Here is a 25,607-nt window from a genome sequence, read left to right as displayed (position 1 = left end):
GTCGATCACTTGCGGTTGTAGAGGCGCATCGTCACCGCGCCGAAGACGAGCACGAACAGCGCCGACCACCCGAGCGACCAGCCGATGTCCGCCGCCGGCCGGTTGCCCGCCATCAACTCCCGTACCGCCGTGGCCAGATGCGTCACCGGGCTGTTGTTGACGAAGGCCTGGAGCCAGCCGGGCATGGTCTTCGGGTCGACGAAGACGTTGGACAGGAACGTCAGCGGGAAGATCACCATCATGCTGACGCCCATGACCGACTTCTCGCTGCGCAGCAGCAGCCCGAACATGGTCCAGATCCACGAGAACGCGAAGGAGAACACCAGCAGCAGCGCGACGCCGAGCAGCACGCCCACCACTCCGCCGTCCGGGCGGTAGCCGATGGCGATGCCGACCGTGAGCATGACGGCGGACGCGATCAGATAGCGCACGACGTCGCCGAGCAGATAGCCGACCATCGGTGCGGGACGCCAGATCGGCAGGGTGCGGAAGCGGTCGAAGACGCCCTTCTCGATGTCCGTGTTGACCGAGACCCCCGTGTACATGGTGATCATCACGACGCTCATCACCAGGATGCCGGGCAGCAGGAACTGGATGTACGCCGAGACCGAGCCGGCCAGCGCGCCCCCGAAGAGGTACGTGTACATCAGCACCATCATGATCGGGAACGCCGTCACGTCGAACAGCTGCTCCGGCACGTGCTTGATCTTGAGCATGGCCCGCCAGCCGAAGGTCAGCGAGGCGGAGAGGGCGCTGGGGCGCGGCGGGCGGGTGTGGCCGACGAGGAGCGCGGCGAGCTCGTCCGCCTTGGGCGCGACGAAGTCGAGGGTGTCGGTGTTCCGGGTGTCCTTGCCGGTGGTGACGGTCGTCATGCCGTCGTTCCTTTCCTGTCCGTCAGCGCCAGGAAGACCTCGTCCAGGCTGGGCTGGCCGAGCCCGAAGTTGTCGACCGTGATCCCGGCCCTGGTCAGCTCCGCGAGCGCCCGCGCGGCCTGCTGGGCGGCGCCGAGGTCGGTGCCGTGGCCGTCGACGGTGGCGGTGAGGGCGACCGGGTCCGGTTCGAGCTGGACGGCCGCGCCCAGGGCGGTGGCGAGGATCCGCTCGGCCTCCGGGCGCTGCTCCGGGTCCCGGAGCCGGACGTGCACCGAGCCGGAGCCGACGGAGGCCTTCAGCGCGCCCTTCGTGCCCTCCGCGATGACCCTGCCGTGGTCGATGACGGCGATACGGGAGGCCAGCTGGTCGGCCTCGTCCAGGTACTGGGTGGTCAGCAGGACGGTGGTGCCCTGGGCGACGACCGCGCGGACGATGTCCCAGACCTGGTTGCGGCTGCGCGGGTCGAGGCCGGTCGTCGGCTCGTCGAGGAAGAGCAGGTCGGGGGTGTTGAGGATGGACGCGGCGATGTCGATACGGCGCCGCATGCCGCCCGAGTAGTTCTTGATCTGCCGGTCGGCCGCGTCCGCGAGCCCGAACGCCTCCAGGAGCTGCGCGGAGCGCTCTCGGGCGGCGGCACGGCCGTGGCCGAGGAGCCGGCCGAGCAGGACCAGGTTCTCGGTGCCGGTGAGGTCCTCGTCGACGGAGGCGTACTGGCCGGTGAGGCTGACCCGGCCGCGTACGGTGTCGGCGTCCTTGACGACGTCCCTGCCGAAGACCCGGGCCTGGCCGCCGTCGGGGCGGAGCAGGGTGGCGAGCATCTTCACGACGGTGGTCTTGCCGGCACCGTTGGGTCCGAGGACGCCGTAGACGGTGCCGGCCGGGACCCTCAGGTCGATGCCGTCGACGGCCCGGTTGGAGCCGAAGACCTTGACCAGCCCTTCGGTCTCGATGGCGAGGTCGGTCATGCGCCTGTCCTCCGGGCCGGGAAGCTTTCGTCCAGTCTCCGACGGGCCCGGCGCGGATGCCAGGGGAGGGACGAGACCGTCTCCCCCGTGTGGTGGAGGCGGACCGGACGCCGGGGCGACGCCGCGGGGGGCGGCGGGCGGGAGGCTGAGCGCATGCTGAGGATCAAAACCCTTCCCGATGTGCCCCGTTGGGCGTCCGTCGCCGCACACGCCGTCCCGCTGGTCGTCCTGCCCGCGGGGCTCTGGCGGCTCGCGCTCGCCTTCGGGCTGCCGGTCGTCGTGTACTCCCCCTACAGCGATCCGAACGCGGGCCAGCTGACGTACATGATCGCCCTGACCGTCGGGGCCGAGCTGCTCGCCTTCCTCACGCTGGGCCTGGTCCGCTCCTGGGGCGAGGTCTTCCTCGGCCGCCGGGTGAATCCGCGCGTGGCGACGAACGCCGCCCTCGCCGGGGCGGTGGGGCTCTTCGCGGCGGGCGGCTGGTCCGCGTACGCGCAATGGGCGGGCCTGGCCGGCGACGACATGGTGCTGACCACCGCCCAGCAGGCCCTGTTCCTGGCCTGCTACGTGCCCCTGGTGGTGGTCTGGCCTGCCCTGCTGGCGGCGGTGGCGGTCGCGTACCACCGCCGCCGGGTCAGGTCCTGACTAATAGGGCGCGGGGCGGCCCGCCGCGTCCTCGTGGGTGTAGAAGAGGTAGTAGGCGGCGACGAAGGTGCACGCGCCGATGATCAGGCCGAGCATCGACGACGAGAACACGCTGTGGTCGGAGAGGCTGAAGAGGAAGCCGATCGCGCCGCCGGTGAGGACGGCCCAGGCGACCGCCCGCACCTCACGCCGCAGGGCCCGGCCGTAACGGCGCAGTGCGTAGATGGACACGGCGAGGGCGACGGCGCTGATCACGCCGAGCCAGAACTGCCCCCAGGACAGGGCTTCGCCGCGCCGGGCGATGACCGGGGCGTACAGACCGTAGGCGATGCCGATCGTGGCGGGCAGGCCCCAGCCGTGCGTACCGAGCTGGCGCCGGGCGGGTACCGCTGCGTGTGCGGCCATGGCAGGAGCTCCTTTCCCCGGACCGTTCCTGCACCCTCCAGGGCACACCCGCGCCCGGCGCGCCGCAAGTGGATCAGCCGGCGGGCCGTACCGCGACCGCGTCGATCTCGAAGAGCATGCCGGGCAGGGCGAGGGCCGCGACGCCGCTGAGGGTCTGGGCGGGCAGCCGGTCGCCGAAGGCGGCGTGCAGGTTCTTGCCGAGGACCTCCAGCTTGGCGAGGTCGTGCTCGACGATGTACGAGCCGAGCCGGACCACGTGCTCGAAGCCGAGGCCGGCGCCTTCGAGGGCGAGCCGGAGGTTGGTGAAGGACAGTTCGACCTGGGCGGCGAAGTCGCCGGGGGCGACGGCGCCGGTGCTGTCGGAGGCGTACTGGCCGCCGATGAAGACGAGTTCGCCGGGCGCGGAGGCGGCGTGGCTGTAACCGAAGGGGGTCGGGTCGTGCAGGGTGGCGGGGTTGGTGATCGTGCGCTGGTCGTTCGTCGTGACGCTCATGACGTCTTCCTCCCGTTGACGGAACCGATGACAGAACCGATGACTCGTTCGTGGATCTGGACATGTGATGTCCAGATTTTGCTCGCAGTGCGCCCCACACCCCCGGGGCGCCGTCAGCGCTTGCTTTCAGCGCTTGCTTTCAGCCGGTGCTTTCAGCCCGTGCCGAGCAGCCGGCGGACGCGGTCCGGCGCCGTCGGCGCCTGCCGTTCCGCCTGGATCCGCACGTCGTCCAGGGTCTGGGCGGCCAGCTCGCGCCGCCAGGCCAGTTCGGCCCGGCCCATCGCACCGGCGATGGCGCACTCGGCGTCGGGCTTCCCCGGCGCCGCGCCCGGCCCCTTGCCGCGGATCTCGGTGCAGCGGAAGGCGTCGTCCGGTCCCTCGATCGCGACGACCACGTCCATGACCGTGATCCGGTCCAGCGGCCTGGCCAGCCGGAAGCCGCCCTTGGGCCCGCAGACCGACGTCAGGATCCCGGCCCGTACGAGCGCCTGGAGCTGCTTGTTGAGGTAGGCCGAGGGCAGTTCGTGGTACGCGGCGAGCCGGGCCGCCGTGACGGCCTGCTCCTCCCCGACCCAGGCGAGGTTCAGGCAACTGTGCAGCGCCCACTCCACGCCCTCGTTCATCCTCATAACCTGGACACTACACATCCAGGATCACTCCACGCAAGCATGATCAACAAGCGGAATCCGCAAGTCCGGGCGGGTCACACAGCCGCCTTCCGCCCGGCTTCAGCAGCCCTCCGCCGCCAGGGCCGCCAGTCGTCCCAGCGCCTCGTCCAGGACCGGCACCGGCGGCGACGCGAGGCCCACGCGGACGGCGTCCGGGGCCGAGGCGGCGCCCACCGCGAAGGCGGTGCCCGGGGTGACCGCGACTCCGGCCCTGGCCGCGGCCGCCGCGGCGAAGGTCTCCGAGCGCCAGCCGGCGGGGAGGGTCCACCAGCAGTAGTGCGCGTGGGGCGAGGTGCGCAGGGTGTGGCCGGCGAGGCGGCGGCGTACCACGTCGGCGCGGGCCTCCGTGTCGGCGCGCTTGGCCGCGACGACGCGGGCGACCGTGCCGTCCTCCGTCCAGCGGGTCGCCGCGGCGAGGGCCAGGCCGCCCGCCGTCCACGCACCGGAGCGCAGCGCCTCGGCGACCGGGGCGCGCAGTCGTTCCGGTACGACGAGGTAGCCGACCGTCAGGCCGGGGGAGAGCCGCTTGGACAGGCTGTCGAGCAGCACCACCTGGTCCGGGGCGTACGCCGCGAGCGGGGGCGGGGCGGACGGGTCGAGGAAGGACCACGTGGCGTCTTCCACCGCGGGCAGGCCCGACTCCGTCAGGAACGCGGCCAGTTCGGCGCGCCGGGCCGGGCCCGCCGTCGCCGCCGTCGGGTTGTGCAGGGTCGGCTGGACGTACACCGCGGCGAGCGGCGCGGCCCGGTGGGCGGCCGCGAGGGCCTCGGGGCGGAGGCCCTCGGCATCGGTCGCGATCGGCACCAGGCGCACCCCGAGCCGCTCCGCGACCGCTTTGACCAGCGGATACGTCAGCGCCTCCACACCCAGTCGGCCGCCGGGCGGTACGAGGGCCGAGAGCGCGGCGGCGATGGCCTGGCGACCGTTGCCCGCGAAGAGGACCGCCTCCGCCGCCGGTTCCCAGCCGGCCCGGGCGAGGACCCGTACCGCCGCCGTACGCGCGGCCGGCGTCCCGGTCGCGGCGGCGGGGCGCGTGGTCGCCTCCGCGAAAACGTCGGGCCGGGTCAGGGCCGCGAGCGCGCCCGCCATCAGCTCCGACTGACCCTCCACCGAGGGGTAGTTGAGCTGGAGGTCGACCGGCGCGAGCCCGGTCGCCTCGGCGAGCGCGGGCCCCGGCAGCGGCGGCGCCGCCCGTACGAAGGTGCCGCGCCCGACCTCGCCGACGACCAGGCCCCGGCGGACCAGCTCGCCGTACACCCGTATCGCCGTCGAGCCCGCGATCCCGTGCCGGCGGGCGAACACCCGCTGCGGCGGCAGCCGGTCGCCGGGACGCAGCCGCCCGTCCGCGATCCGCTGTGCGATCCGGTCCGCGATCGCCCGGTAGTCGTCCGCCATGCCCACCCCCCTGCCCCCGCGCATGTCGCCGCCCAGGTGCCCAGCCCGTGCTCCCCTGCCCGGCATTGCACCGAGAGCAAAGATCTTATTGCACCGAGGAGTTGCGGCTGCCTAGCCTCTGACCATGCCTTCCGCAGAGATCAACGGAATCGTCGCCGCCTACGAGGACCGGGGCACGGGCCCCGCGCTCGTCCTCGTCCACGGCCACCCCTTCGACCGCACCATGTGGCGGCCGCAGCTCGACCGCTTCGCCGCCACCCACCGCGTGATCGCCCCCGACCTGCGCGGTTACGGTGCCACCACCGTCGTCCCCGGCCTCACCCCGCTCTCCGCGTACGCCGACGACCTCGCCGCCCTCCTCGACCACCTGGGCGTCGGTGAGTTCGTCCTCGGCGGGCTCTCCATGGGCGGCCAGATCGTCATGGAGTGCTACCGCCGCTTCCCCGGGCGGATCCGCGGCCTCGTCCTCGCCGACACCTTCCCCGCCGCCGAGACCGAGGAAGGCCGTGCCGCCCGCAACGCCACCGCCGACCGGCTGCTCGCCGAGGGCATGCGGGGGTACGCCGACGAGGTCCTGGACAAAATGGTCGCCCCGTACAACACCCACGCCGCGCCCCATGTGCACCGCATGATGTGCGCGACGGACCCGGCCGGCGCCGCGGCGGCCCTGCGCGGCCGCGCCGAGCGCCCGGACTACCGGGCGCTGCTCACCACCGTCTCCGTACCCGCCCTGGTCGTGGTCGGCCGGGACGACACGTACACGCCCGTCGCGGAGGCGGAGGCGATGCACGCGCTGCTGCCCGACGCCACGCTCGCGGTGATCGAGGGCGCGGCGCACCTGCCGAACCTGGAGCGGCCGGAGGAGTTCGACGCGGCCCTGGACGCCTTCCTGAGCTCGCTCACCCGATCGGCCCAGGTGAAGGTTCGGAACCGAACGGACGCTCCGACGATGGGTGCATGAGCCAGAACACCGCATCACCGCAGAAGTCGAGCACCAGTGGAGCCTGGGCCGCCGGCGGCACCCTCTTCGCCGGCTGCCTGATGATGATCACCGGCATCATCGACGTCCTCCAGGGCATCGCCGGAATCGCCGAGGACGACGTCTACGCGCGGGTCGGCGACTACGTCTTCAAGTTCAACCTGACGGCCTGGGGCTGGATCCACCTCTGCATCGGCGTCGTCGTCATCATCACCGCCTTCGGCATCCTGATGGCCAAGGAGTGGGGCCGGATCGCCGGTATCGCACTGGCCGGGCTGAACATCGTCGCCCAGTTCCTCTTCCTGCCCTACCAGCCGTGGTGGGCCCTGTTCTCCATGGCCGTCTCGATCTTCATCGTCTGGGCCCTGGCCACCAACGAGAACTACGGCCGCGAGTTCCTGTGACGCGCAACCCCGGCCGCACCGGCAGCCACACGCGCACCCGCAGCCGCACACGCACCCGCACCCGCTCCGTCAGCGCCGCCGCCGCGCTCCTCGCCCTCGGCCTCGGCCTCGTCCTCACCGGCTGCGACGAGGCCAAGGACACGGCAGGCGACATCGTCTCCTCCGCCACGGCGGCGGTCGCCTCGGCCGCCCAGGAGCAGATGAACAAGGTCAAGGACGGGGTGAACGCGACCGCGGACGTCAAGGCCGGAGCGACGTCCACGGACGGCGACCGGACCGTCGCCGAGATCACCGCGACCAACCCGCTGGACAAGACGGCCGACTACACCGTCATGGTCAACTTCCGTGACCAGGACGGCAATCTGCTCGACGTCGTCGTCCTGAACATCGACGACGTCGCCCCGGGGAAGTCCGCGTCGGGCACCGCGCGCAGCAACCGGACGCTGTCGGGCGACACGAAGGCGGAGGTCGCCCAGGCACTGCGACACTGACCCGTGTGGAACCCCCCGTACGACCCGCGGCCCGGCCCGGGCGGCGCGTCGCCGCCTGGGCCGCCTGGCTGCTGCTCGTCGTACCGACCCTGACGACGGGCTGCCGGCTCCTCGACTCCGACGGGTTCACGCCCGTACCGCAGTTCCTGTCCCTGCTGCCCTGGCTGACCGTCCCCGCCGGGCTCGCGCTGCTCCTGGCCGCCTTCGCCCGCCGCCGGGTGCTCGCCGCCTGGGCGGCGGTCGTCGTGGCCGTCACCGCCTGGTTCGTCCAGCCGTACGGGGCGGACGGGACGACCGCGCGCGGGCCTCTCGTCGCCCGGGTCCGGGTGCTCGCCTCCAACGTCGAGTTCGGGCAGGCGACGGAGGCGTTGATCGAGGCGGTACGGAAGGAACGGCCGCAGCTCGCGTACGTCTCCGAGTGCGACCCGGCCTGCGGGCGCGCCCTGGCCGCCGCCCTCGGGGCCGAGCTGCCGTACCGCACCGCCGTCGAGTCCACCGGGTCGCGTGGCTCGGTGCTGCTCAGCGCCCGCCCGCTGCGGAACCCGCGGGCCGTCCCCGGCCGGATGGGCATGCCCGGCGCCGACACGGAGCTCGGCGGCCGCACCGTCCATCTGCAACTCGCGCACCCCCTGCCTCCGGTGCCCCGCCAGGTGCACCTGTGGGAGCGGGAGAGCGCACGGATCCGGGACTACGCCGCCGCCCACCGCGACGCCGGGCCCGTGCTGCTCGCGGGCGACTTCAACGCCTCCCAGGACCACGCCGTCCTCCGCGCCGTCCTGGACGCCGGCCGCCTCCACGACGCCGCCCGCCTCGCCGGCCGGGCCCGCACCCCCACCTGGCCGCAGGGCTCGCCGGTGCCGCCTTACGTACAGATCGACCATGTGCTGGTCAGCGACGACTTCCGGGTCCGGGGCGTGCGGTTCCTGTCGCTCGCGGGCACGGACCACCGGGCGGTCCTCGCCGACCTCGACCTGCACGCCGCGCGCTGATCGGCCACGCTGAAGGCATGGACAACGACGAGATCCTGGAGAACATCGGCGCCCTCGTCGAGGAGGAGCGCGCCCTGCGGCAGCGCACCGGCGGTCTCCTGGACGAGGAACGCGGCCGCCTGGCCGACCTCGAGGTCCAGCTGGACCAGTGCTGGGACCTGCTGCGGCAGCGCCGCGCGAAGGCCGAGTACGGCGAGGACCCGGACACGGCGGCCGTACGGCCCGCGGCGGAGGTGGAGGGCTACCGGAGCTGACCGGAGCCGAACCGGCCGGAGCCGACCGAAGCCCAACCGGCCGGAGCCGAGCCGACCGGAACCGCCCCCGCCGCCCCCGTACGTTGGTCGCATGGCGAAACCCGCACGGCTCTCCCCGCCCGCCTGGCTCACCGCAGGGCTCCGGCCGCAGCCCACGCCCATCCCCTGGGCGGCCGTCCTGCGTGCGTCGGTGGCGCTCGCCGCGCCGCTCGCCGTAGGGCTCGCCCTCGACCAGCCCGCCTACGGCGCCCTCGTGTCCATGGGCGCCCTCTCCGGAGTCATCGGCGACACCGCCGACGCCTACCGGATGCGGGTCTTCAACATCGCCGTCCCCCAGCTCTTCGGCGCCCTCGGCGTCACCCTCGGCACCCTCGTCTTCGGGCAGGGCTGGCTCGCCGTCGCCGCGCTCACCCTGGTCGCGCTCGTCTCCGGGATGATCTCCTCGATCGGCGCCGTCGCCTCCGTCTCCGGACTGCTGCTCCTCCTCAACGCCGTGGTCGGCGCGGGCCTGCCCATGCCGAAGCCCTGGTGGACGGCGCCGCTGCTGCTCGCCGGCGGCGGGGTCGTCGTCCTCGTCCTCACCCTGCTCGGCTGGCCGCTGCGCCGCGCCGCGCCCGAACGCACCGCGGTCGCCGGCACCTACCGGGCCGTCGCCGAACTCTTCGAGGCCGCGGGCAGCGACACGTACGACGAGAAGCGGCAGGCCGTCACCGCCTCCCTCAACCAGTCCTACGACCTGGTCCTCGCCCGCCGGGCCCGCCAGCACGGCCGTGCGCCCACCCTGGTGCGGCTGCTGGCCCAGCTCAACGCGGTCATCCCGCTCCTGGAGGCCGCGCCCGCCGCCCACTTCGCCGCCCGCCGCTTCCACCGGCCGCTGCCGCCGCGGATCCCGGCCACCGTGCGCGAACTCGCCGCCTCCGTCGAGAAGGGCCGCACCGGCACCCCGGTCGTGGACCTGCCCGAGGCGCGCCGCCCGTCCGAGAAGGCCGTCGACGCGGCCGTACGGTACGCGGCGACGGTCGTCCACAGCGCGGAGCCCAACCCGTACAACGTGGACGACCGGCTCGGCCGGCCCGCCGCCCTGCGGGTCCGGGTCCGGCGCACCGCCCGCAGCGTGCTGCTGTCCGAGGCGTCCTGGCGGTACGGGCTGCGCCTCGCGCTGTGCATCGGCCTCGCGCAGGCGCTGGTCTCGCTGATCGCCGTACCCCGCTCGTACTGGGTCGCGCTCACCGTCACCTTCGTCATGAAGCCGGACTTCGGCTCGGTCTTCTCCCGTGCCGTGCTGCGCGCCCTCGGCACCGCCGGCGGACTGCTGCTCGCCGCGCCGCTGCTGGCCGCGGTGCCGCGCGGCTGGTGGGACGTGCCGGTGATGCTGGTGCTCGCGGCGCTGATCCCGGCGTTCTCGGCGAAGGGGTACGCCTTCCAGACCGCGGCCATCACCCCGGTCATCCTGCTCCTGTCCGACCTGCTCAACCACCAGGGATTCGGCCTCGTGCTGCCCCGGCTCTACGACTCGCTCATCGGCTGCGGCATCGCCCTGGTCGCCGGCTACCTGCTGTGGCCGGAGTCCTGGCACACCCGGGTCGCCGACCGGCTCGCCGACGCGGTCGCCGACACCGCCTCGTACGTGACCCTCGCGTTCGCGTCCGGCGCGGGCGGCGACCCCGGCGCCCGGCACCGGGCCCGCCGCAAGCTGTACCGGGACATGTCGACCGTACGGTCGGAGTTCCAGCGGGCCCTGACCGAACCGCCGCCCGCCGGGGACCTGGCCGCCGCGTGGTGGCCGCTGGCCATCGCCGTGGAGCGGATCGTGGACGCCACCACCGCCGCCCGCATCCGCGTCGACCACGGCGCCCCGGGGCCCGAACCGGCCGAGGTCGCCGCCGTGGAACGCCAGCTGCGGGAGCTCGCCGACGGACTGCGCTCCAGCGAGGTCCTGGTGGAGGTCCGCGCCGAACTGCTCGGCGACGAGGACGACGTGCTCGCGCCGCTGCGGCAGGAGGTACGGGCGGCACGCGCCATCGCGACGCCGTAAACCCGACCAAAGGGGCGTACGGAAGCCGTTACCGGCGGTTGCGGAACGGAACCCTCCCACTGCCGTTACCGGATCCCACGCGGGCGACTACGATGCGCACGAATTCACCGTGATCCGCGCCTCCCCTCCGGCCACAAGCGACCTGGTGGCGGGGTCACTTGCCGCCCGCCCCACCGCCCGCCGCACGTCCCCGCACCCCGCACGTCCCCGTACCTCCCCCGGTACGCCGCTTCACCCTCCCCTCGCACCACCCGCCGCACCCCCTCCCCTCCGCACCCCTCCCTCCCGGCACCCCCTCCCCCTCCCCTCCGCGCCCTGCGCCCCGCGTCCCCGAGGACATCGCCATGCGCACCACCCCCGGCAGAGGTCTCCAGCCCAATGCCCTCGGCACCTTCGACACCATCGTGATGGCCGTGGCCGGCAGTGCCCCCGCGTACTCGCTCGCCGCGACCACCGCCGTCCTCTTCGGCGCCGTCGGCCTCGCCGGGCCCGCCGCGCTGCTCTACTGCGCGATACCGATGCTCGGCATCGTCCTCGCGTACGCCCGCCTCGGCCGGATCGACGTCAACGCGGGCGCCGGGTACTCGTGGGTGGGCCGCACCCTCCACCCCTTCCTCGGCTTCCTCTCCGGCTGGGCCCTCGTCTTCGCCGCCACGGTCTTCATGGTGGCCGGATCACTGCCCGCCGGGTCCCTCACGCTCTCCCTGGTCGCCCCGGAGCACGCCGAGAACACCGCGCTGTCCTGCGCGGTCGGCGCCGGCTGGTTCCTGGTGATGCTGCTCGTCGTCCTGGGCGGCGCCCGGCTCACCGTGCGGGCCCAACTCCTCATGTCCGGCGTCGAATTGCTGATCCTCGTCGTGTTCGTCCTTGCCGCGCTCGCGCACCGCGGGCACGCCACCGCCTTCGACTGGTCGTGGTTCGGCCTCGGCCAGTTCGGCGGGGCCTCCGGCTTCGCGTCCGGCGCGCTGATCGCCGCCTTCTACTACTGGGGCTGGGACGTGACCAGCAACCTCAGCGAGGAGACCCGCGACAGCCGCCGCACCGCCGGACTCGCCGCGCTCGTCGGCGTCGGCGTGGTCTTCCTGCTCTTCGAGGCCTTCACCATCGCCGTCAACGTCCTGCTGAGCGCCGGGCAGATCAAGGCCGGCGGGGCCAACGTCCTGGCCGTCCTCGGGCAGGAGATCTGGCCCGGCGTCGGCGGCAAGCTGCTCGTCCTCGCGGTGCTGCTGTCCACGATCGCCACCCTGGAGACCACCCTCATCCAGGTCACCCGCTCCCTGTTCGCGATGGGCCGCGACCGCACCATGCCGGCCGCGCTCGGCACCGTCCACCGGCGCTGGAACACCCCGTGGGTGGCCATCGCGGCCGTCGGCGCCGCCGCGCTCGTGATGTTCGCGGCCGCGGCGGCCGCCGGGTCGATCGGGCAGGTCCTGGGCGACGCCGTCAGCGCCATCGGTCTGCAGATCGCCTTCTACTACAGCCTCGCGGGCCTCGCCGCCGTCGTCGCGTACAAGAAGCTGCTGCTGAGCTCCGTACGCGACTTCGTCCTGGGCGGCGTGTGGCCGCTGCTCGGCTCCGCGTTCATGCTGTGGGCCTTCGTCGAGTCGCTCGGCGAGCTCTCCCCTGCCGCCCTCGCCATCGGCCTCGGCGGGCTCGCCCTCGGCCTCGTACCGATGCTCGTGTACTGGAAGAAGGGCAGCTCCTACTACCGGCCCGCCCGGCTCGACGCGGCCCGCGCACTCGCCGCGGCCGAACGCTTCACCTCACCGGACTCGCCGCGCGCCCGCCGCGCCGACGAGTCGCTCGCCACCGACTTCTGACGGTCCGCCTTCGAGGGAGGTATCCGGATGGCCGCACTGCGCCGCCCATCGCGCTCGCCGCGTCCGTCACGCTCGTCCCGGCAGGGCCGGTTCGCCCCGGAATTCGACCCGGACTTCGGCGACCGGGCGCTCACCGAGGCCCGGCACGACATGGTCATCGGCCGCTGGCAGGGCGTACGGGACCTGTTGCGGGCCACCGGCGACGACTGGACCCGCCGCACCCACCGGCTGCGGCTCCTGTCGCACGCCGCCGCGGGCAGCTCCACCGTCGAGGCCTGGCGGGCCGCCGAACCGGACAACCCGGACGTGGCGGTGCTGCGGGCGGCGACCGAGGTGGTACGGGTCTTCGACACGGCCATCGCCGCCGGCCGGGGCACCGCCGTCGAACGTGGCCGGATCGACGCGGCCGTCGACGCCTGCCGCGCCGCCGCGCAGGCCGCACCCGCCGACCCGATGCCGTGGGTCTCGCTGCTCTCCGTCGCCCGGCTGTACGAGGGCGGGGTGCCGCGTCGCGAGCTACGGCACTGGTTCGACGAGTTGCGCCGCCGCGACCCGTACAACACCGAAGGCCACACCCAGGTGCTGCGCTACTGGTCGGCGCGCTGGCACGGCACGCACGGCGCCATGTACGACTTCGCGCGCGACGCGGCGGGCGTGGCACCGCCGGGCTCGCCGCTGCCGATCCTGGTGCAGATCGCGCGGGTCGAGGAGTACCGCTACATCGCGGACGGGGCGCTCGGCCGCGGCCCGGTGCGCGGCTTCGACCAGCACTGGAAGCACGAGCTCGCGGTGACGGAGGTGCGCCGCACCCACGCCCGCTGGATCGGCGGCCGCGAACCGGGCCGCCCGGTGGCCCCGGAGGAGGTGGCGGAGCTCAACTACCTGGCACACGCGGCGTGTTACGCGGGGCAGGTGGAGGTGGCACGGGAGGTGCTGACGCTGCTCGGGAAACGGGCGGCGTGGGTGCCGTGGGTGTACACGGGCGAGCCGGAGGAACAGTTCGTGCGGTTCAGGGAGGGCCTGGGAGTGGAGCAGGGGGCGGGCTGACGCCCGCCCCCTCACCCGGAGGCGTCCCGTCGGCGTCAGACGCCGATGTCGCCGCCGTCGGTGCGCCAGACGGCGACGACGGCCGGACGGACGATCTTGCCGGGGCCGTCGGGCCAGACGGAGGCCGGCTTCTCGACGGACGCGCCGTCGATCTCGCCCGGGTGCTGCACGGAGACCAGGACCCGGCGGTCCTGGACGAGCGGGCCGCACGTCTCGGCACCGCGCGGCACCGTCAGGAACTGCTTGAGCTCACCGCGCCGCTCGCCCTGCGTGGCCACACCGAGCAGGCCGTCGTGCGAACCGAGCTGGTTGCCGTCGGTCGAGATCCACAGGTTGCCGTGCGGGTCGAAGGCCACGTTGTCCGGGCAGGAGATCGGGGAGACCCTCTCCTTCGGGAAGCCCGCGAAGTAGGTGGCCGGGTCGTTCGGGTCGCCGGCGACCAGGAACAGGCGCCAGGCGAAACCGTCGGAGGCCGGGTCGTCCCAGTGCTCGGCGAGCTCCAGGATCTGGCCGTGCTTGTTGAGGTTGCGCGGGTTGGCCTCGTCGGCCGGGGCCTTGCCGGCCTTGCCGCGGTCGGTGTTGTTGGTGAGCGCGACGTAGACGCGGCCGGTGCGCGGGGAGGGCTCGACGTCCTCGGGGCGGTCCATCTTGGTGGCGCCGACCCTGTCACCGGCGAGGCGGGTGAAGACGTACACCTCCTCGGCGGTCATGCCGGGCACGTGCGAGACGGCGCCGTCCTTGCCGGCGGTGGCCAGCGGGATCCACACGCCGGAACCGTCGAACCCGCCGTCGGAGGGCAGCTTGCCGGTGCCGTCGATCTCGGCGGCCGGGGAGTCGCCGGTGAGCTTGGCGACGTAGAGGGTGCCCTCGTCGAGGAGCGTGAGGTTGTGCTCGCGCGCGGCGCGGGAGCTCCCCTTCTTCATCCGCTTGCTCGAGACGAACTTGTAGAAGTAGTCGAAGCGCTCGTCGTCGCCCATGTAGACGACCGGACGGCCGTCTGCGGTCAGACGGGGCTGCGCGGCCTCGTGCTTGAAGCGGCCGAGCGCGGTGCGCTTGCGGGGCGTGGAGTCCGGGTCGTACGGGTCGAGCTCGACGACCCAGCCGAAGCGGTGGGCCTCGTTGGGCTCCTGCCTGACGTCGAAACGCTTGTCGAACCGCTCCCACTTGCGCTCGGTGGCGGCGGCACCGATGCCGTAGCGCTTGTCGGTGGCGGAGGAGCCGTTGGCGAAGTACTGGTTGAAGTTCTCCTCGCCGTGGAGGGTGGAGCCCCACGGGGTGGTGCCGCCGGCGCAGTTGTTGAGCGTGCCGAGGACGGTGCGGCCCTCGGGGTCGGCGGAGGTCTTGACGAGCTCGCTGCCGGCGGCCGGGCCGGTCAGCTCGAACTCGCTGGTGGCGGTGAGGCGCCGGTTGAGCCGGTGCCGGCTGACGGGCGTGAGGCGGCCCGTGCGGTGCTCCTCCTGGACCACGACGACGGACAGGCCGTGCGCGGCCCAGGCGATCTCGACCTGCTCGCGGGTCGGGTTCGCGGGGTCGTAGCCCCGGAACATCAGGACCTCGTCGGTGTACTCGTGGTTGGCCACGAGGACCTGGCGGTGGTGCTCGCCGCGGAGCGGGAGCAGGGAGAGGAAGTCGTTGTTGTAGCCGAACTGGCCGGCCTGGGCCTTCGCCGACTGCTTCTCGGAGTCGAAGGCGGGGGCGCCGCGGAGGATGGGCTCGCCCCAGCGGATGACCACGTTCTGGGAGTAGCCGGCGGGGGTGGTGACCTGGTCGGCGGTGTTGGGCGCGACGGGGTCGAAGCGGAGGCCGCGGGCGCCGGTCGGCTTCGGCTTGTGGTGCGAGCCGTGCGAGCCGTGCGCTTCGGCGGCGGGGGCGTTGCCGAGGACCACGGCACCGCCCGCGGCGGAGGCGACGGTGACGACGGCGGCGGCGCGCATCACGGAACGGCGCGAGAGCGCACCGGCTATGACGTCGCCGACGTACTCGTTGTCGCTGGTGTTGGGCACCTCCTGGAAGCAGGCGTCCCCGCAACGGAACCGGCAGGTCATGGCGGAACGGCCGCCTCCGTGCGAGTGGTTGCTCAGCAGCGGCAGCAGTTTGCGCACTTGGTCCTCCTCCGGCGCATGCTGCGCCGACATGGTGTCGGGAATCCGTTCGGCGGTGACGATATGTGCGCACATCTGCACGGTGGGGTCTTAGGAGTGAACGCCGGATGAATGCGCGACGACCGGGGGCGCCCGGGTCGTAGGGACGGGGGGCCGTGGCCGCTAACCTTACGTGTCCGCCCTGGCCAGGGATGAAGGACGCATATCGCCCAACTCATGCGAAGGGGTTCGCCCATGGGTATTCGGAGCTTGCTGCGCAAGGTATTCGGCCGCGACCAGGCAAACGACGCCGAACACGGCCCGGCAACCTCCGTCCCGGCCCAGGCCGCGACCCCGCCGTCGGAAACCCCCGGCGACGACTCCGCCGCGGAACGCGCGGCGGCGGACCTGGTGGCGGCCGCCTTCGACAACCCCCAGATCCCACCGGCCCGAAGGGCGTCGTCGCCGACCACGGGGACGGGGCGTTCGGGCGGGACGGACGAGGTGGTTGTCGCAGAGGCCTCGGGCGGGGCGGACGAGGTAGTCGCGGCGGAGGATTCGGGCGCGGCGGACGGGGCAGCCGCTACGGAGCGTGCGGCCGAGGTAGCCGAGGCGGCGGCGGAGCTGACCGAGACGGCTGACGCGACGGAGACGGTGACCGCGGAGCCGACCGCGACGGCCGACGCCGAGGCGCAGCCGGAACCGGCCGCCGACGCCGACGCGCCTGCGGCGCAGGCGGCGACCGGCAACGCCCTCGACACCGCGCCGGAGGCGACCGGTACGCCGGCGAACGAGCCGGCCCAGGCCGACGCCGACGCGAGCGCTGCCGACTCGTCCGCCACAGCGGACGACGCCACGGAGCGGCCGGCGCCTACCGCGACGGCCGAAGAGCCCACCGCCGTCGACCCGGCCGAGGCGTCGGTCGTCACCGCGGAGCCGCAGCCCGCCGAAGCCGTCCTGTCGGCCGACGCGGAAAGCTCCACCACCGGTGAAGCGGAGGCGGAGCCGACCACGGCATCGGCCGACGAGGCCGGGTCCGTCGTGGCCGAGGCGGAGCCGGAGGCTGCGGCCACCACCGACGCCCCCGCGGGTGAGCCGGTCGCGGTGGCTTCGGCCACCGACGCCGACCCGGCGAAGCCGTCCGGGGCGGAGGCACCTGACACCGACCCGCAGCCGACCGCCGCAGTCGCCGACGCCGAAACCGACCCCGAGGCCGGGCCGGTCGCGGAGCCGCAGGCCGTGGCGCCCGAGGCCGGGCCGGTCGCGGAGCCGCAGGCCGCAACGCAGGAGCCGGCCCCGGCGGCAGCCGACGAGGCACCGGCCGAGGAGGTGCCGGCCGAGGAGGTGCCGGCCGGCGAGCCCGTCGCCGTGGCCGCCGCCGAGGCCCCCGTGGACGAGCCCGCCCCGGCCGCCGACGCGCCCGTGGCGCAGCCGCAGGAGCAGGACGGCGCCGAAGCCGCCACCCCCACCGGCACCGGCACCCCCGCCCTCACCCTCGCCACCGTCAAGGCGTCCGCTCCCCAGCTCGTCGACGCCTACAAGGCCGCCGGTGCCGTGCTCAAGAAGCAGGGGCTCACGGGCACCCGGGCGGCCGTGTACCTGGTCGTGGACCGGTCCGGGTCGATGCGGTCGTACTTCAAGGACGGGTCCGTGCAGCGGCTCGCCGAGCAGACGGTGGCGCTCGCCGCACACCTGTCCGAGGACGCCGCCGTCACCGCCGTCTTCTTCTCCACCGACATCGACGGCACCGCCGAACTCCGCCCCGCCGACCTCGACGGCCGCATCGACGCGGTCAACGCGACCCTCGGCCGGATGGGCCGGACGAACTACCACCGCGCCATCGAAGAGGTCCTCGCCCACCACGAGAAGAACGACCCCGACCGCCCCGCCCTGGTCGTGTTCCAGACCGACGGCGCGCCCGAGTCGCGGACGGCCGCCACGCAGGCGCTCGCCCAGGCGGCGGACCGGCCGGTGTACTGGAGGTTCACGGCGTGGGGCGAGGAGGACGGCAAGGCCTTCGACTACCTCCGTAAGCTCGCCGGCACCCCCCGTACAGGCGTCCACCTGGCCGGCCTCACCCCCGTCGAGACCCCGCACGCCGCCTTCTACCGCGGACTGCTCGACGGCTTCTCCCTCTGACCCGACAGGACACCGAAACCCGGGGCCCGGCGGCCTGACCGCCGGGCCCCGGGCTTAACCGTGTGAAGGCAGCTCCTCCCGGCCGTTAAAATTCGCACCATGGCGGCCACTGGATCCGAGAAGCAGGGCTCGAAGGCGTACTACGTCTCGACCCCCATCTACTACGTCAACGACGCTCCTCACCTGGGCCACGCCTACACGACCGTCGCAGGCGACGTGCTCACCCGCTGGCACCGCCAGCGTGGCGAGAAGGTGTGGTACCTCACCGGCACGGACGAGCACGGTCAGAAGATCATGCGCACCGCCGAGGCGAACGGGGTCACCCCCCAGGAGTGGTGCGACAAGCTCGTCGAGGAGGCCTGGAAGCCCCTCTGGGAGCACCTGAACATCGCGAACGACGACTTCATCCGCACCACCCAGAAGCGTCACACCGACCGCGTCCAGGAGTTCGTGCAGGACCTGTACGACAAGGGCGAGATCTACAAGGGCGGCTACGAGGGCCCGTACTGCGTGGGCTGCGAGGAGTACAAGCTCCCGGGCGATCTCATCGAGGCCGAGGACGGCACCAAGCTGTGCGCCGTCCACAAGAAGCCGGTGGAGATCCTCAAGGAGGAGAACTACTTCTTCAAGCTGAGCGAGTACGGCCCGAAGCTGCTCGAGTTCTACGAGGCCAACCCGGGCTTCATCCAGCCCGAGTCCGCCCGCAACGAGGTCGTGAACTTCGTCAAGCAGGGCCTGGAGGACCTCTCCATCTCGCGCTCCACGTTCGACTGGGGCGTCCCGGTCCCGTGGGACGACAAGCACGTCATCTACGTGTGGGTCGACGCGCTCCTGAACTACGCGACGGCGGTCGGCTACAACGAGAACCCGGCGAAGTTCGACGAGACCTTCCCGGCGGACGTCCACCTCATCGGCAAGGACATCCTCCGCTTCCACGCGGTGATCTGGCCGGCGATGCTGATGGCGCAGGGCCTGCCCGTGCCCGGCCGGGTCGCGGCGAACGGCTGGCTGATGGTCGGCGGCGAGAAGATGTCGAAGTCGAACCTGACCGGCATCAAGCCGCAGGACCTGACCTCGCACTTCGGCGTCGACGCGTACCGCTGGTACTTCCTGCGGGCGATCGCCTTCGGCCAGGACGGCTCGTTCTCGTGGGAGGACTTCTCCGCCCGCTACACCTCCGAGCTGGCCAACGACTACGGCAACCTCGCCTCCCGCGTGGCGGCGATGGTCGGCAAGTACTTCGGCGGCGAGCTCCCGGCGGCCACGGCCGACGGCGACGCGGAGAAGGCGATCCAGGAGGGCCTCGCCAAGGCGGTCACGACGGCCGACCAGAAGATCGGCGAGGAGCTGGACTTCCAGGCCGGCATCCTGGCGATCTTCGACTTCGTGAAGCAGGTCAACGGCTACATCACGGAGCAGGAGCCCTGGAAGGTCGCGAAGGACGAGTCGGAGGAGGGCCGGGCCCGCCTGGCGACCATCCTCTACACGGCCGCCGAGTCCCTCCGCGCGGTCGCGGTGCTCCTGAACCCGGTCATGCCGGAGACCTCCCAGCAGCTCTGGGACTCCCTCGGCGCCGAGCCCGCCCTGGGCGCCCTGCCCACCCAGCAGGTCCAGGACGCGGCCACGTGGGGCAGGCTCCCCGCCGGCGCGACGGTGACGAAGGGCGCGGTCCTCTTCCCGCGCCTGGAGGACCCGAAGAAGGACTGACGCCCTTCCTCACCCCCCGCAAACACGACGCAGCGGCCGCCGCCCCCTCTCAGGGACGGCGGCCGCTGTGTCATGCGGGGGCTGCTCGCCATCACGCATCACATGTCGTCCGAATGTTCGTTGCTCACGAAAATGCGCACATGAAAACATGAGCGAGTGACCGACAACGGGGATGTCGAGGCGAGGCCTCAAAGGATTTCGAGACTCACCGAGTTGGCGGCGACCTCCGCGCCGGTGGGGTCGTCATCGGGGGCGGCCGACGAGGAGCGGACCGACGAAGCGGCTTCTGCGCGCGGCGAGTTCGCGCGTTTGCTGGGCGCGTTCCGGCGTACGGCCGTGCTGGTGCCGTTCGACGAGTTCGGGAGTCTGTGGACGGCGGACTTCGACGGGGTGCGGTGGATCTGCGCGTTCTCGGACGAGGAGGCGCTGGCGCGGTTCGCGGTGGCGCGGGGTGAGGCGGGGCGCGAGTGGACCTACCGGACGGTTCTGGGTGCGCGGCTGCTTGACGTGATGGTGCCGATGCTGCCCGGTCCGGGCGGGGTGGCGCTGGATGCGGGCAGTGCGGACGGGACGGTGTTTCCGCCGGTGGCGGGGATCGTTCCGGACGAGGTGGCGGTGGATCTCGGGGGAACGGGGAAGCAGTGAGCGGGAACGAGCCTGATCTCGCGGCGCCGCCGGCGGCGCTGGCGGAGATAGCGAAGGGTATCGATCTGGCGCATTCCGAGCTGAAGGACCTCGGGATGACCGGCCAGGCGTCGACGGGACGGGGCTTTTCCGACCTGGCCCTCTCCGGGCTGGAGTTGGGCCATGGCGGCCTGGCGTCGGAGTTCGAGACGTTCTGCAACCGGTGGGAGTGGGGCGTACGGTCGCTGACCCTGCGCGGGAACGGGTTCGCGCAGGGGGTGGGCCTGTCGGCGGGCTCGTTCGCGGAGCAGGAGCAGTACATCAAGGACACGTTCAAGATCGGTGTGAACTCCCTGAACGGCAATCCGCACCTGTCCGAGGACGAGGTCAAGCAGATGCGCTGGGACACCGTCCGTGACCAGCACATGTGGGACGGCGCGGACTGGAGCCCGGAGTCGTTCTCCGAGGCCCACGAGGAGGTCGAGCAGACCTGGAGGAACACCGGCTACGACGTGATGGACGCGGAGCTGGACCAGATGGAGCGCTCCGGGCTGATCGACCCGGCGGACCGCGACCTCGTGGACGCGAAGCTCAAGGAGAAGCTCGCCCCTGATCAGACGACGATCGAACAGGCCGAGCAGCCGCGGTGGGGGGAGGGCCGCTGATGGTCGACTGGAAGGGGTGGGGCGACAAGATCGTCGACGGTGTCGACCGGGGCCTCGACAAGGGCAAGGAGCTCGTCGGCGAGGGCGTCGACGCCCTGACCGACAAGACCGGCCAGGTCCTGGACAAGGCCGGTGCGCACGACTGGGCGGACGCGGTCGAGGACTGGGGCGACGAGACCGCCTCCTCGCTGGGGGCGGAGGTCGGGGAGCAGCGGCTCGGGCAGACCGAGCAGGCGGACGAGCTGGTCCACGGCAAGCCGGACGAGATCGCGGCCGCGGTGAAGAACCTGCGGGACTTCCAGCGGGCCTTCGACCTGGTCGGCGGCGGGATGAAGAAGCTGGACTCCGAGCAATGGAAGGGCGCGGCGGCAGACGCCTTCCGGGAGAGGTTCCAGACCCTGCCGACGGACTGGCTGCACGCGGCGGACGCGATGGAGAACGCGGCCAAGGCGCTGGAGACGTACGCGCACGCGGTGACCAGCGCCCAGGGCAAGGCCCGCGAGGCGATCGCGCTGTACAAGGAGGGCGACAACGACACCAAGACGGCGGACAAGACGTACCGCGAGAAGACCGCGGCCTACGAAGCGGCCCGCGACAGCGACAGCCCGCTGCCCCACCCGGGCAAGTTCTCCGACCCCGGCGAGACGAAGCGGAAGCGCGCCCAGGAGATCCTCGACGACGCCCGCAAGACCCGTAACCAGGCGGGAGAGACCGCGAAGAGCGCGGTCCGCGCCGCGCTCGCGCACGCGCCGAAGGAGCCGACGGGGCTGGAGAAGGCCAAGCTCGAGCTGATGGACTACGGGGTGGGCCAGGGCTTCGAGCTGGCCCACTTCGGGGGCGGCATCGTCAAGGGCACGGCCGGCCTGCTCAACTTCGTCCGCTCGGTCAATCCGGTGGACCCGTACAACCTGACCCACCCGGCGGAGTACTACAAGGGCGTCAACACCACCCTCGCCGGCCTCGTCTCCACCGTCGCCAACCCGGACCGGGCCCTGAAGAACGCCTGGGACGCGGCGAAGGGCGACCCGTCGGAATTCCTCGGCCGACTCGTCCCGGAGCTGATCGGCACGAAGGGCGCGGGCGGCCTGAAGTCACTGACGCGGCTCAAGCACCTGGACGACGTGCCGGGAGGCGCCAAGCGCCCGTCACGTACCGCTCAGACGGAAGATCCTCACGGCGCCGGCCGTAGACCGGACGAGAAGTGCGAGTGCGGTGACCCCGTGGACATGGCCACGGGACGGGTCACCCTGCCGCAGACGGACGTCGCCCTGCCAGGCGCCCTGCCGCTGGTGCTCGGCCGGAACTACGAGTCCTCCTATCGCGCGGGCCGCTGGTTCGGACCGTCCTGGGCGAGCACGATCGACCAGCGTCTGGAGATCGACGTGGAGGGGGTGCTCCTGCTCGGCGAGGACGGCAGCCTCCTCGCCTACCCGCATCCGGCGCCCGGCGTCCCGGTGCTGCCGACCCACGGCACCCGCCGCTGGAGACTGGACCGGGACGCGTCGGACGCCACGTACACGGTGACGGACCCGGAGACGGGCACCGTACGCCACTTCGCCACCGTCGGCGACGGGGGCGAGGCCCTGCTCGTCCAGATCGACGACCGCAACGGCAACTGGATCACCTTCGGGTACGACGCCCAGGGCGCACCCACGGAGATCGCCCACCACGGCGGGTACCGGCTCCGCCTCACCACGGACGGCTCCCGGGTCACGGCCCTGCACCTGGGCGACCAGGAGCTCCGGCGCTACGGCTACACCGACGGCCACCTCACCTCCGTCGCCGACTCCGCGGGCCGCCGGCTGTGCTTCGGTTACGACGAGCACGGCCGGATGACGTCCTGGACCGACAGCAACGGCCACCGCTACGACTACGTCTACGACGCCCGTGACCGCTGTGTCTCCCAGTCGGGCCGCGACGGTGTCATGGCCGGCCGCTTCACCTGGGGCAACGGCGAGACGACCTACACGGACGCACTCGGCCGGACGACCCGCTTCGAGGTGAACGACCAGGCGAGGATCACCGCCGAGACGGCACCGGACGGCGCGACCACCCGTTCCACGTACGACGCCCGGGGCCGCCTGCTCTCCCGCACCGACCCCCTGGGCCACGCGACCCTCTTCGCCTATGACGAGGAGGGCCGGCTCACAGCCGTCACCCGCCCCGACGGACGGACCACGACGGCCGAGTACGACGCACTCGGCCTGCCGGTCAGGGTGAGGCGCCCGGACGGCACGACGGTCCACCAGACGTACGACGAGCGCGGCAACCGCACATCGGCGACGAGCCCCTCTGGCACGCGCACGGAGTTCGCGTATGACGACCGGGGCCGGCTCACGACGGTCACGGATCCACTCGGAGGGGTCAGCCGGATCCGCACCGACGGCGTGGGGCTCCCGGTCGCGGTCACCGACCCGCTGGGCGGAACGACGGAGTACGAGCGGGACGGCTTCGGACGTCAGGTCCGCGTCACGGACGCTCTGGGTGCCGAGACCCGACTGGAGTGGACGCCCGAGGGCCGGCTCAGCCGCCGGGTCGACCCGGACGGTGCCACCGAGTCATGGACGTACGACGGCGAGGGCAACTGCCTCACGCACACAGACGCCAACGGCGGCACGACGATCTTCACCTACGGGGACTTCGACGTCCTCGCGTCCCGGACCGACCCGGACGGGACGCACTACTCCTTCGCCCACGACGCGGCCCTGCAACTGACGGGCGTTACCAACCCTCAGGGTCTGACCTGGACGTACGCCTACGACGCGGCCGGTCGTACGGTGTCAGAGACGGACTTCGACGGCAGGACCCTGACCTACGCGCACGACGCGGCGGGTCGCCTGGAGTCCCGCACCAACGGCGCGGGCGAATCGGTCCGCTTCGAGCGGAACGAACTCGGCCGGCTGCTCCGCAAGGACGCGGGCGGCGCCGTCACGACGTATGAGTACGACATCTTCGACGAACTGGCGATGGCGGTGAGCCCGGACGCGACACTGACGCGTCTACGGGACCGGTACGGCCGCCTGACGTCGGAGACGGTCAACGGCCGTACGCTCGCCTTCTCCTACGACGAGCTGGGCCGGAGGACAGGGCGGACGACCCCGGGCGGGACGACGAGCTCGTGGCAGTACGACGCGGCGGGACGTCGCACGGAACTGACCACGTCCGGCCGGACGATGTCCTTCGTGTACGACGCTTCGGGCCGTGAACTGACCCGTACAGTAGGCGACTTCGCATCGCTGGCCTCGACCTTCGACGAGGTGGGACGGCTGACCGCGCACGAGGTGACGAGCCGCGGCCACCGCCTCCAGAAGCGGGAGTACCACTACCGCTCGGACGGCTACCTCATCGGCATCGACGACCACCTCGCCGGGCCGCGCCGCTTCGACCTGGACGCGGCGGGCCGGGTGACGGCGGTACGGGCCGACCGGTGGACGGAGCGGTACGCGTACGACGAGGCCGGCAACCAGACGGATGCCGGCTGGCCCGGCGGCACGGAGGCGACGGGCCCGCGCGCCTACACGGGCACCCGGATCAACCGCGCGGGCGCGGTCCGCTACGAACACGACGCGCAGGGCCGGACCGTCCTCCGGCAGAAGACCCGCCTGTCGAGGAAACCGGACACCTGGCGCTACACCTGGGACGCGGAAGACCGCCTGACGTCCGTCGTCACTCCCGACGGCACGGCATGGCGCTACGTCTACGACCCACTGGGCCGCCGCATCGCGAAGCACTCGCCCACGGAAACCGTCCACTTCACGTGGGACGGCACCACCCTGTGCGAGCAGTCGACGGAAACCCTCACCCTGACCTGGGACCACGCGGGCCTGCGCCCCCTGGCCCAGACGGAACGCCGGCACGACACCGACGAGACCCGCTTCTTCGCCATCGTCACCGACCTGATCGGCACACCGACCGAACTCGTCGACGAGACGGGCGAACTGGCCTGGCGCTCCCGCACCACCCTCTGGGGCACGACCTCCTGGACCAGGTCGGCCACGGCCTACACGCCACTCCGCTTCCCGGGCCAGTACTTCGACCCGGAGTCCGGCCTCCACTACAACTGCTTCCGCTACTACGACCCGGAACCGGCCCGCTACCTCTCCCAGGACCCGTTGGGCCTGGCACCGGCACCGAACCCGTCGACGTACGTCCACAACCCGCACACGTGGAGCGACCCGCTGGGGCTGGCACCGTGCCCCCCTAAGGGGGAGCATTCCAACCCATTCGACCGCCGAGAGGATGCGGAGCGAGCGGCTTTCGAGGCAGCCGGTGTGCCCTACGGCGAGACGCCCCTCGCCGAATGGAAGGTGGTCGGCGACGAGCGTCTCAAATATGAGCCGGGGTACATCTACGCCAAGGACGAGACGCATTGGGGACACTTCCGGCAGTATGAGACCGAACAAGGGTCCCGCGTGATCGTTGAGCACACTCACGACCCTGCCGGCACACATTTCCATGCCGGAATGCCGAAGAACCCGTCCGACAGGTCGTTCGTCAACTTCGGCTGGGACAACGCCAGAACCGTGGGCTCGGACGGCAAGCACAGATACCCCGAGAGCATGGAAAGATACCTCAAAATCAACAAGGAAGGCGGCGACCATCATTTCTTCTACACAGGCTCATGACGACGCCACACCGGAGTGGCAGAAGAAGTTGGAAGCCAGCGGCCTCACAGTGCTGGACCGAGAGGTCCCCCCCGACCTCCCTGCTGTCATGTCTGCGATCTACGCGGTCAACGGAGTAGAAGTCGAACCCACGGTATCCATCGCCGATTCACTGCCGGACGCCTCCGCACAACTGGACCACCAATGGGCAGATCAGGCCGCCGCCAACCACCTCCTCACAAAGAGAGGTGAATTCTATATTCTCACTTCCATTGCGCGTGGAGAAATTACCTGGATTCACGTGAGGGACCCTATCGGAGCCGCC

The 25,607-nt window shown here is 72.1% G+C and carries 21 protein-coding genes; 14 read left to right on the top strand and 7 right to left on the bottom strand.

Annotated elements, in window-relative coordinates:
- Positions 1 to 5: 5 nt before the first annotated feature.
- Together ACIGEZ_RS07075 and ACIGEZ_RS07070 are read right to left on the bottom strand one after the other, a co-directional pair.
- Positions 6 to 872 (bottom strand): ABC transporter permease, encoded by an 867-nt coding sequence (locus tag ACIGEZ_RS07075; RefSeq protein WP_399826807.1) that lies wholly within the window; start codon positions 870 to 872, stop codon positions 6 to 8.
- Positions 869 to 1,837: an ATP-binding cassette domain-containing protein gene (locus ACIGEZ_RS07070; RefSeq protein WP_399826804.1), complete on the bottom strand. Its 969-nt coding sequence runs from the start codon at positions 1,835 to 1,837 to the stop codon at positions 869 to 871. The genes ACIGEZ_RS07075 and ACIGEZ_RS07070 overlap by 4 nt, the downstream gene beginning before the upstream one ends.
- Before the next feature lie 153 nt (positions 1,838 to 1,990).
- On the opposite strand from ACIGEZ_RS07070, the gene ACIGEZ_RS07065 reads away from it, so the two are divergent.
- Positions 1,991 to 2,482 (top strand): hypothetical protein, encoded by a 492-nt coding sequence (locus ACIGEZ_RS07065; RefSeq protein ID WP_399826802.1) that lies wholly within the window; start codon positions 1,991 to 1,993, stop codon positions 2,480 to 2,482.
- On the opposite strand, the gene ACIGEZ_RS07060 is transcribed toward ACIGEZ_RS07065, so the two are convergent.
- From ACIGEZ_RS07060 to ACIGEZ_RS07045, 4 genes are all read right to left on the bottom strand, one after another.
- Positions 2,483 to 2,887: a hypothetical protein gene (locus tag ACIGEZ_RS07060; RefSeq protein WP_399826800.1), complete on the bottom strand. Its 405-nt coding sequence runs from the start codon at positions 2,885 to 2,887 to the stop codon at positions 2,483 to 2,485. It lies immediately after the preceding gene.
- Positions 2,888 to 2,960: 73 nt separating this feature from the next.
- Positions 2,961 to 3,380, bottom strand: coding sequence for a RidA family protein (locus tag ACIGEZ_RS07055; RefSeq protein ID WP_399826797.1), 420 nt, complete (start codon positions 3,378 to 3,380; stop codon positions 2,961 to 2,963).
- A 152-nt stretch (positions 3,381 to 3,532) separates the two neighbouring features.
- On the bottom strand, positions 3,533 to 4,003 hold the full coding sequence (locus tag ACIGEZ_RS07050) for an RrF2 family transcriptional regulator (RefSeq protein ID WP_399827581.1): 471 nt from the start codon (positions 4,001 to 4,003) through the stop codon (positions 3,533 to 3,535).
- Between the two features lie 105 nt (positions 4,004 to 4,108).
- Positions 4,109 to 5,443, bottom strand: coding sequence for a PLP-dependent aminotransferase family protein (locus ACIGEZ_RS07045; protein ID WP_399826795.1), 1,335 nt, complete (start codon positions 5,441 to 5,443; stop codon positions 4,109 to 4,111).
- A gap of 124 nt (positions 5,444 to 5,567) precedes the next feature.
- Here ACIGEZ_RS07045 and ACIGEZ_RS07040 point away from each other — a divergent pair, with 124 nt between their 5' ends.
- The 8 genes from ACIGEZ_RS07040 (at position 5,568) to ACIGEZ_RS07005 (ending at position 13,462) form a co-directional block, all read left to right on the top strand.
- Positions 5,568 to 6,404 (top strand): alpha/beta fold hydrolase, encoded by an 837-nt coding sequence (locus tag ACIGEZ_RS07040; RefSeq protein ID WP_399826793.1) that lies wholly within the window; start codon positions 5,568 to 5,570, stop codon positions 6,402 to 6,404.
- Positions 6,401 to 6,826 (top strand): hypothetical protein, encoded by a 426-nt coding sequence (locus ACIGEZ_RS07035; RefSeq protein WP_399826791.1) that lies wholly within the window; start codon positions 6,401 to 6,403, stop codon positions 6,824 to 6,826. The genes ACIGEZ_RS07040 and ACIGEZ_RS07035 overlap by 4 nt, the downstream gene beginning before the upstream one ends.
- Complete coding sequence (locus ACIGEZ_RS07030; RefSeq protein WP_399826789.1) at positions 6,823 to 7,317, top strand: hypothetical protein; 495 nt, start codon at positions 6,823 to 6,825, stop codon at positions 7,315 to 7,317. Before ACIGEZ_RS07035 ends, ACIGEZ_RS07030 begins: the two co-directional genes overlap by 4 nt.
- A gap of 5 nt (positions 7,318 to 7,322) precedes the next feature.
- A complete protein-coding gene (locus ACIGEZ_RS07025; RefSeq protein ID WP_399826786.1) occupies positions 7,323 to 8,306 on the top strand; it encodes an endonuclease/exonuclease/phosphatase family protein in 984 nt (327 codons plus the stop codon).
- 17 nt (positions 8,307 to 8,323) lie between these two features.
- Positions 8,324 to 8,560, top strand: a complete 237-nt coding sequence (locus ACIGEZ_RS07020) for a DUF2630 family protein (protein WP_399826784.1) — start codon at positions 8,324 to 8,326, stop codon at positions 8,558 to 8,560.
- 91 nt (positions 8,561 to 8,651) lie between these two features.
- Positions 8,652 to 10,595, top strand: coding sequence for an FUSC family protein (locus ACIGEZ_RS07015; RefSeq protein ID WP_399826781.1), 1,944 nt, complete (start codon positions 8,652 to 8,654; stop codon positions 10,593 to 10,595).
- 344 nt (positions 10,596 to 10,939) lie between these two features.
- A complete protein-coding gene (locus ACIGEZ_RS07010) occupies positions 10,940 to 12,415 on the top strand; it encodes an APC family permease (RefSeq protein ID WP_399826779.1) in 1,476 nt (491 codons plus the stop codon).
- A gap of 27 nt (positions 12,416 to 12,442) precedes the next feature.
- Positions 12,443 to 13,462: a hypothetical protein gene (locus ACIGEZ_RS07005; RefSeq protein ID WP_399826776.1), complete on the top strand. Its 1,020-nt coding sequence runs from the start codon at positions 12,443 to 12,445 to the stop codon at positions 13,460 to 13,462.
- Between the two features lie 35 nt (positions 13,463 to 13,497).
- Here ACIGEZ_RS07005 and ACIGEZ_RS07000 read toward each other — a convergent pair whose 3' ends face one another.
- Positions 13,498 to 15,564: a PhoX family protein gene (locus tag ACIGEZ_RS07000; RefSeq protein WP_399826774.1), complete on the bottom strand. Its 2,067-nt coding sequence runs from the start codon at positions 15,562 to 15,564 to the stop codon at positions 13,498 to 13,500.
- Between the two features lie 234 nt (positions 15,565 to 15,798).
- Between ACIGEZ_RS07000 and ACIGEZ_RS06995 the strand changes: the two genes are divergently transcribed.
- The 5 genes from ACIGEZ_RS06995 to ACIGEZ_RS06975 all read left to right on the top strand — a co-directional run bounded on the left by ACIGEZ_RS06995 (position 15,799) and on the right by ACIGEZ_RS06975 (position 25,303).
- On the top strand, positions 15,799 to 17,682 hold the full coding sequence (locus ACIGEZ_RS06995; protein ID WP_399826771.1) for a VWA domain-containing protein: 1,884 nt from the start codon (positions 15,799 to 15,801) through the stop codon (positions 17,680 to 17,682).
- A gap of 99 nt (positions 17,683 to 17,781) precedes the next feature.
- Positions 17,782 to 19,389, top strand: coding sequence for a methionine--tRNA ligase (gene metG / locus ACIGEZ_RS06990; protein WP_399826769.1), 1,608 nt, complete (start codon positions 17,782 to 17,784; stop codon positions 19,387 to 19,389).
- Between the two features lie 156 nt (positions 19,390 to 19,545).
- Positions 19,546 to 20,034, top strand: a complete 489-nt coding sequence (locus tag ACIGEZ_RS06985) for an SseB family protein (RefSeq protein WP_399826767.1) — start codon at positions 19,546 to 19,548, stop codon at positions 20,032 to 20,034.
- Positions 20,031 to 20,678, top strand: coding sequence for a hypothetical protein (locus tag ACIGEZ_RS06980; protein WP_399826765.1), 648 nt, complete (start codon positions 20,031 to 20,033; stop codon positions 20,676 to 20,678). The genes ACIGEZ_RS06985 and ACIGEZ_RS06980 overlap by 4 nt, the downstream gene beginning before the upstream one ends.
- Positions 20,678 to 25,303: a putative T7SS-secreted protein gene (locus ACIGEZ_RS06975; RefSeq protein ID WP_399826762.1), complete on the top strand. Its 4,626-nt coding sequence runs from the start codon at positions 20,678 to 20,680 to the stop codon at positions 25,301 to 25,303. The genes ACIGEZ_RS06980 and ACIGEZ_RS06975 overlap by 1 nt, the downstream gene beginning before the upstream one ends.
- Positions 25,304 to 25,607: the final 304 nt, after the last annotated feature.

The organism is Streptomyces sp. NPDC085481 (genome assembly GCF_044541845.1).
GTDB lineage: Bacteria > Actinomycetota > Actinomycetes > Streptomycetales > Streptomycetaceae > Streptomyces.
Note: the sequence above shows the minus strand (reverse complement) of the source record. Positions and strands in the feature narration are given on the sequence as shown.

Coding starts and splice junctions, on each gene's coding strand:
- ACIGEZ_RS07075 (WP_399826807.1), bottom strand. CDS start 872: ATGACGACCGTCACCACCGGCAAGGACACCCGGAACACCGACACCCTC.
- ACIGEZ_RS07070 (WP_399826804.1), bottom strand. CDS start 1,837: ATGACCGACCTCGCCATCGAGACCGAAGGGCTGGTCAAGGTCTTCGGC.
- ACIGEZ_RS07065 (WP_399826802.1), top strand. CDS start 1,991: ATGCTGAGGATCAAAACCCTTCCCGATGTGCCCCGTTGGGCGTCCGTC.
- ACIGEZ_RS07060 (WP_399826800.1), bottom strand. CDS start 2,887: ATGGCCGCACACGCAGCGGTACCCGCCCGGCGCCAGCTCGGTACGCAC.
- ACIGEZ_RS07055 (WP_399826797.1), bottom strand. CDS start 3,380: ATGAGCGTCACGACGAACGACCAGCGCACGATCACCAACCCCGCCACC.
- ACIGEZ_RS07050 (WP_399827581.1), bottom strand. CDS start 4,003: ATGAACGAGGGCGTGGAGTGGGCGCTGCACAGTTGCCTGAACCTCGCC.
- ACIGEZ_RS07045 (WP_399826795.1), bottom strand. CDS start 5,443: ATGGCGGACGACTACCGGGCGATCGCGGACCGGATCGCACAGCGGATC.
- ACIGEZ_RS07040 (WP_399826793.1), top strand. CDS start 5,568: ATGCCTTCCGCAGAGATCAACGGAATCGTCGCCGCCTACGAGGACCGG.
- ACIGEZ_RS07035 (WP_399826791.1), top strand. CDS start 6,401: ATGAGCCAGAACACCGCATCACCGCAGAAGTCGAGCACCAGTGGAGCC.
- ACIGEZ_RS07020 (WP_399826784.1), top strand. CDS start 8,324: ATGGACAACGACGAGATCCTGGAGAACATCGGCGCCCTCGTCGAGGAG.
- ACIGEZ_RS07015 (WP_399826781.1), top strand. CDS start 8,652: ATGGCGAAACCCGCACGGCTCTCCCCGCCCGCCTGGCTCACCGCAGGG.
- ACIGEZ_RS07010 (WP_399826779.1), top strand. CDS start 10,940: ATGCGCACCACCCCCGGCAGAGGTCTCCAGCCCAATGCCCTCGGCACC.
- ACIGEZ_RS07005 (WP_399826776.1), top strand. CDS start 12,443: ATGGCCGCACTGCGCCGCCCATCGCGCTCGCCGCGTCCGTCACGCTCG.
- ACIGEZ_RS06995 (WP_399826771.1), top strand. CDS start 15,799: ATGGGTATTCGGAGCTTGCTGCGCAAGGTATTCGGCCGCGACCAGGCA.
- metG (WP_399826769.1), top strand. CDS start 17,782: ATGGCGGCCACTGGATCCGAGAAGCAGGGCTCGAAGGCGTACTACGTC.
- ACIGEZ_RS06975 (WP_399826762.1), top strand. CDS start 20,678: ATGGTCGACTGGAAGGGGTGGGGCGACAAGATCGTCGACGGTGTCGAC.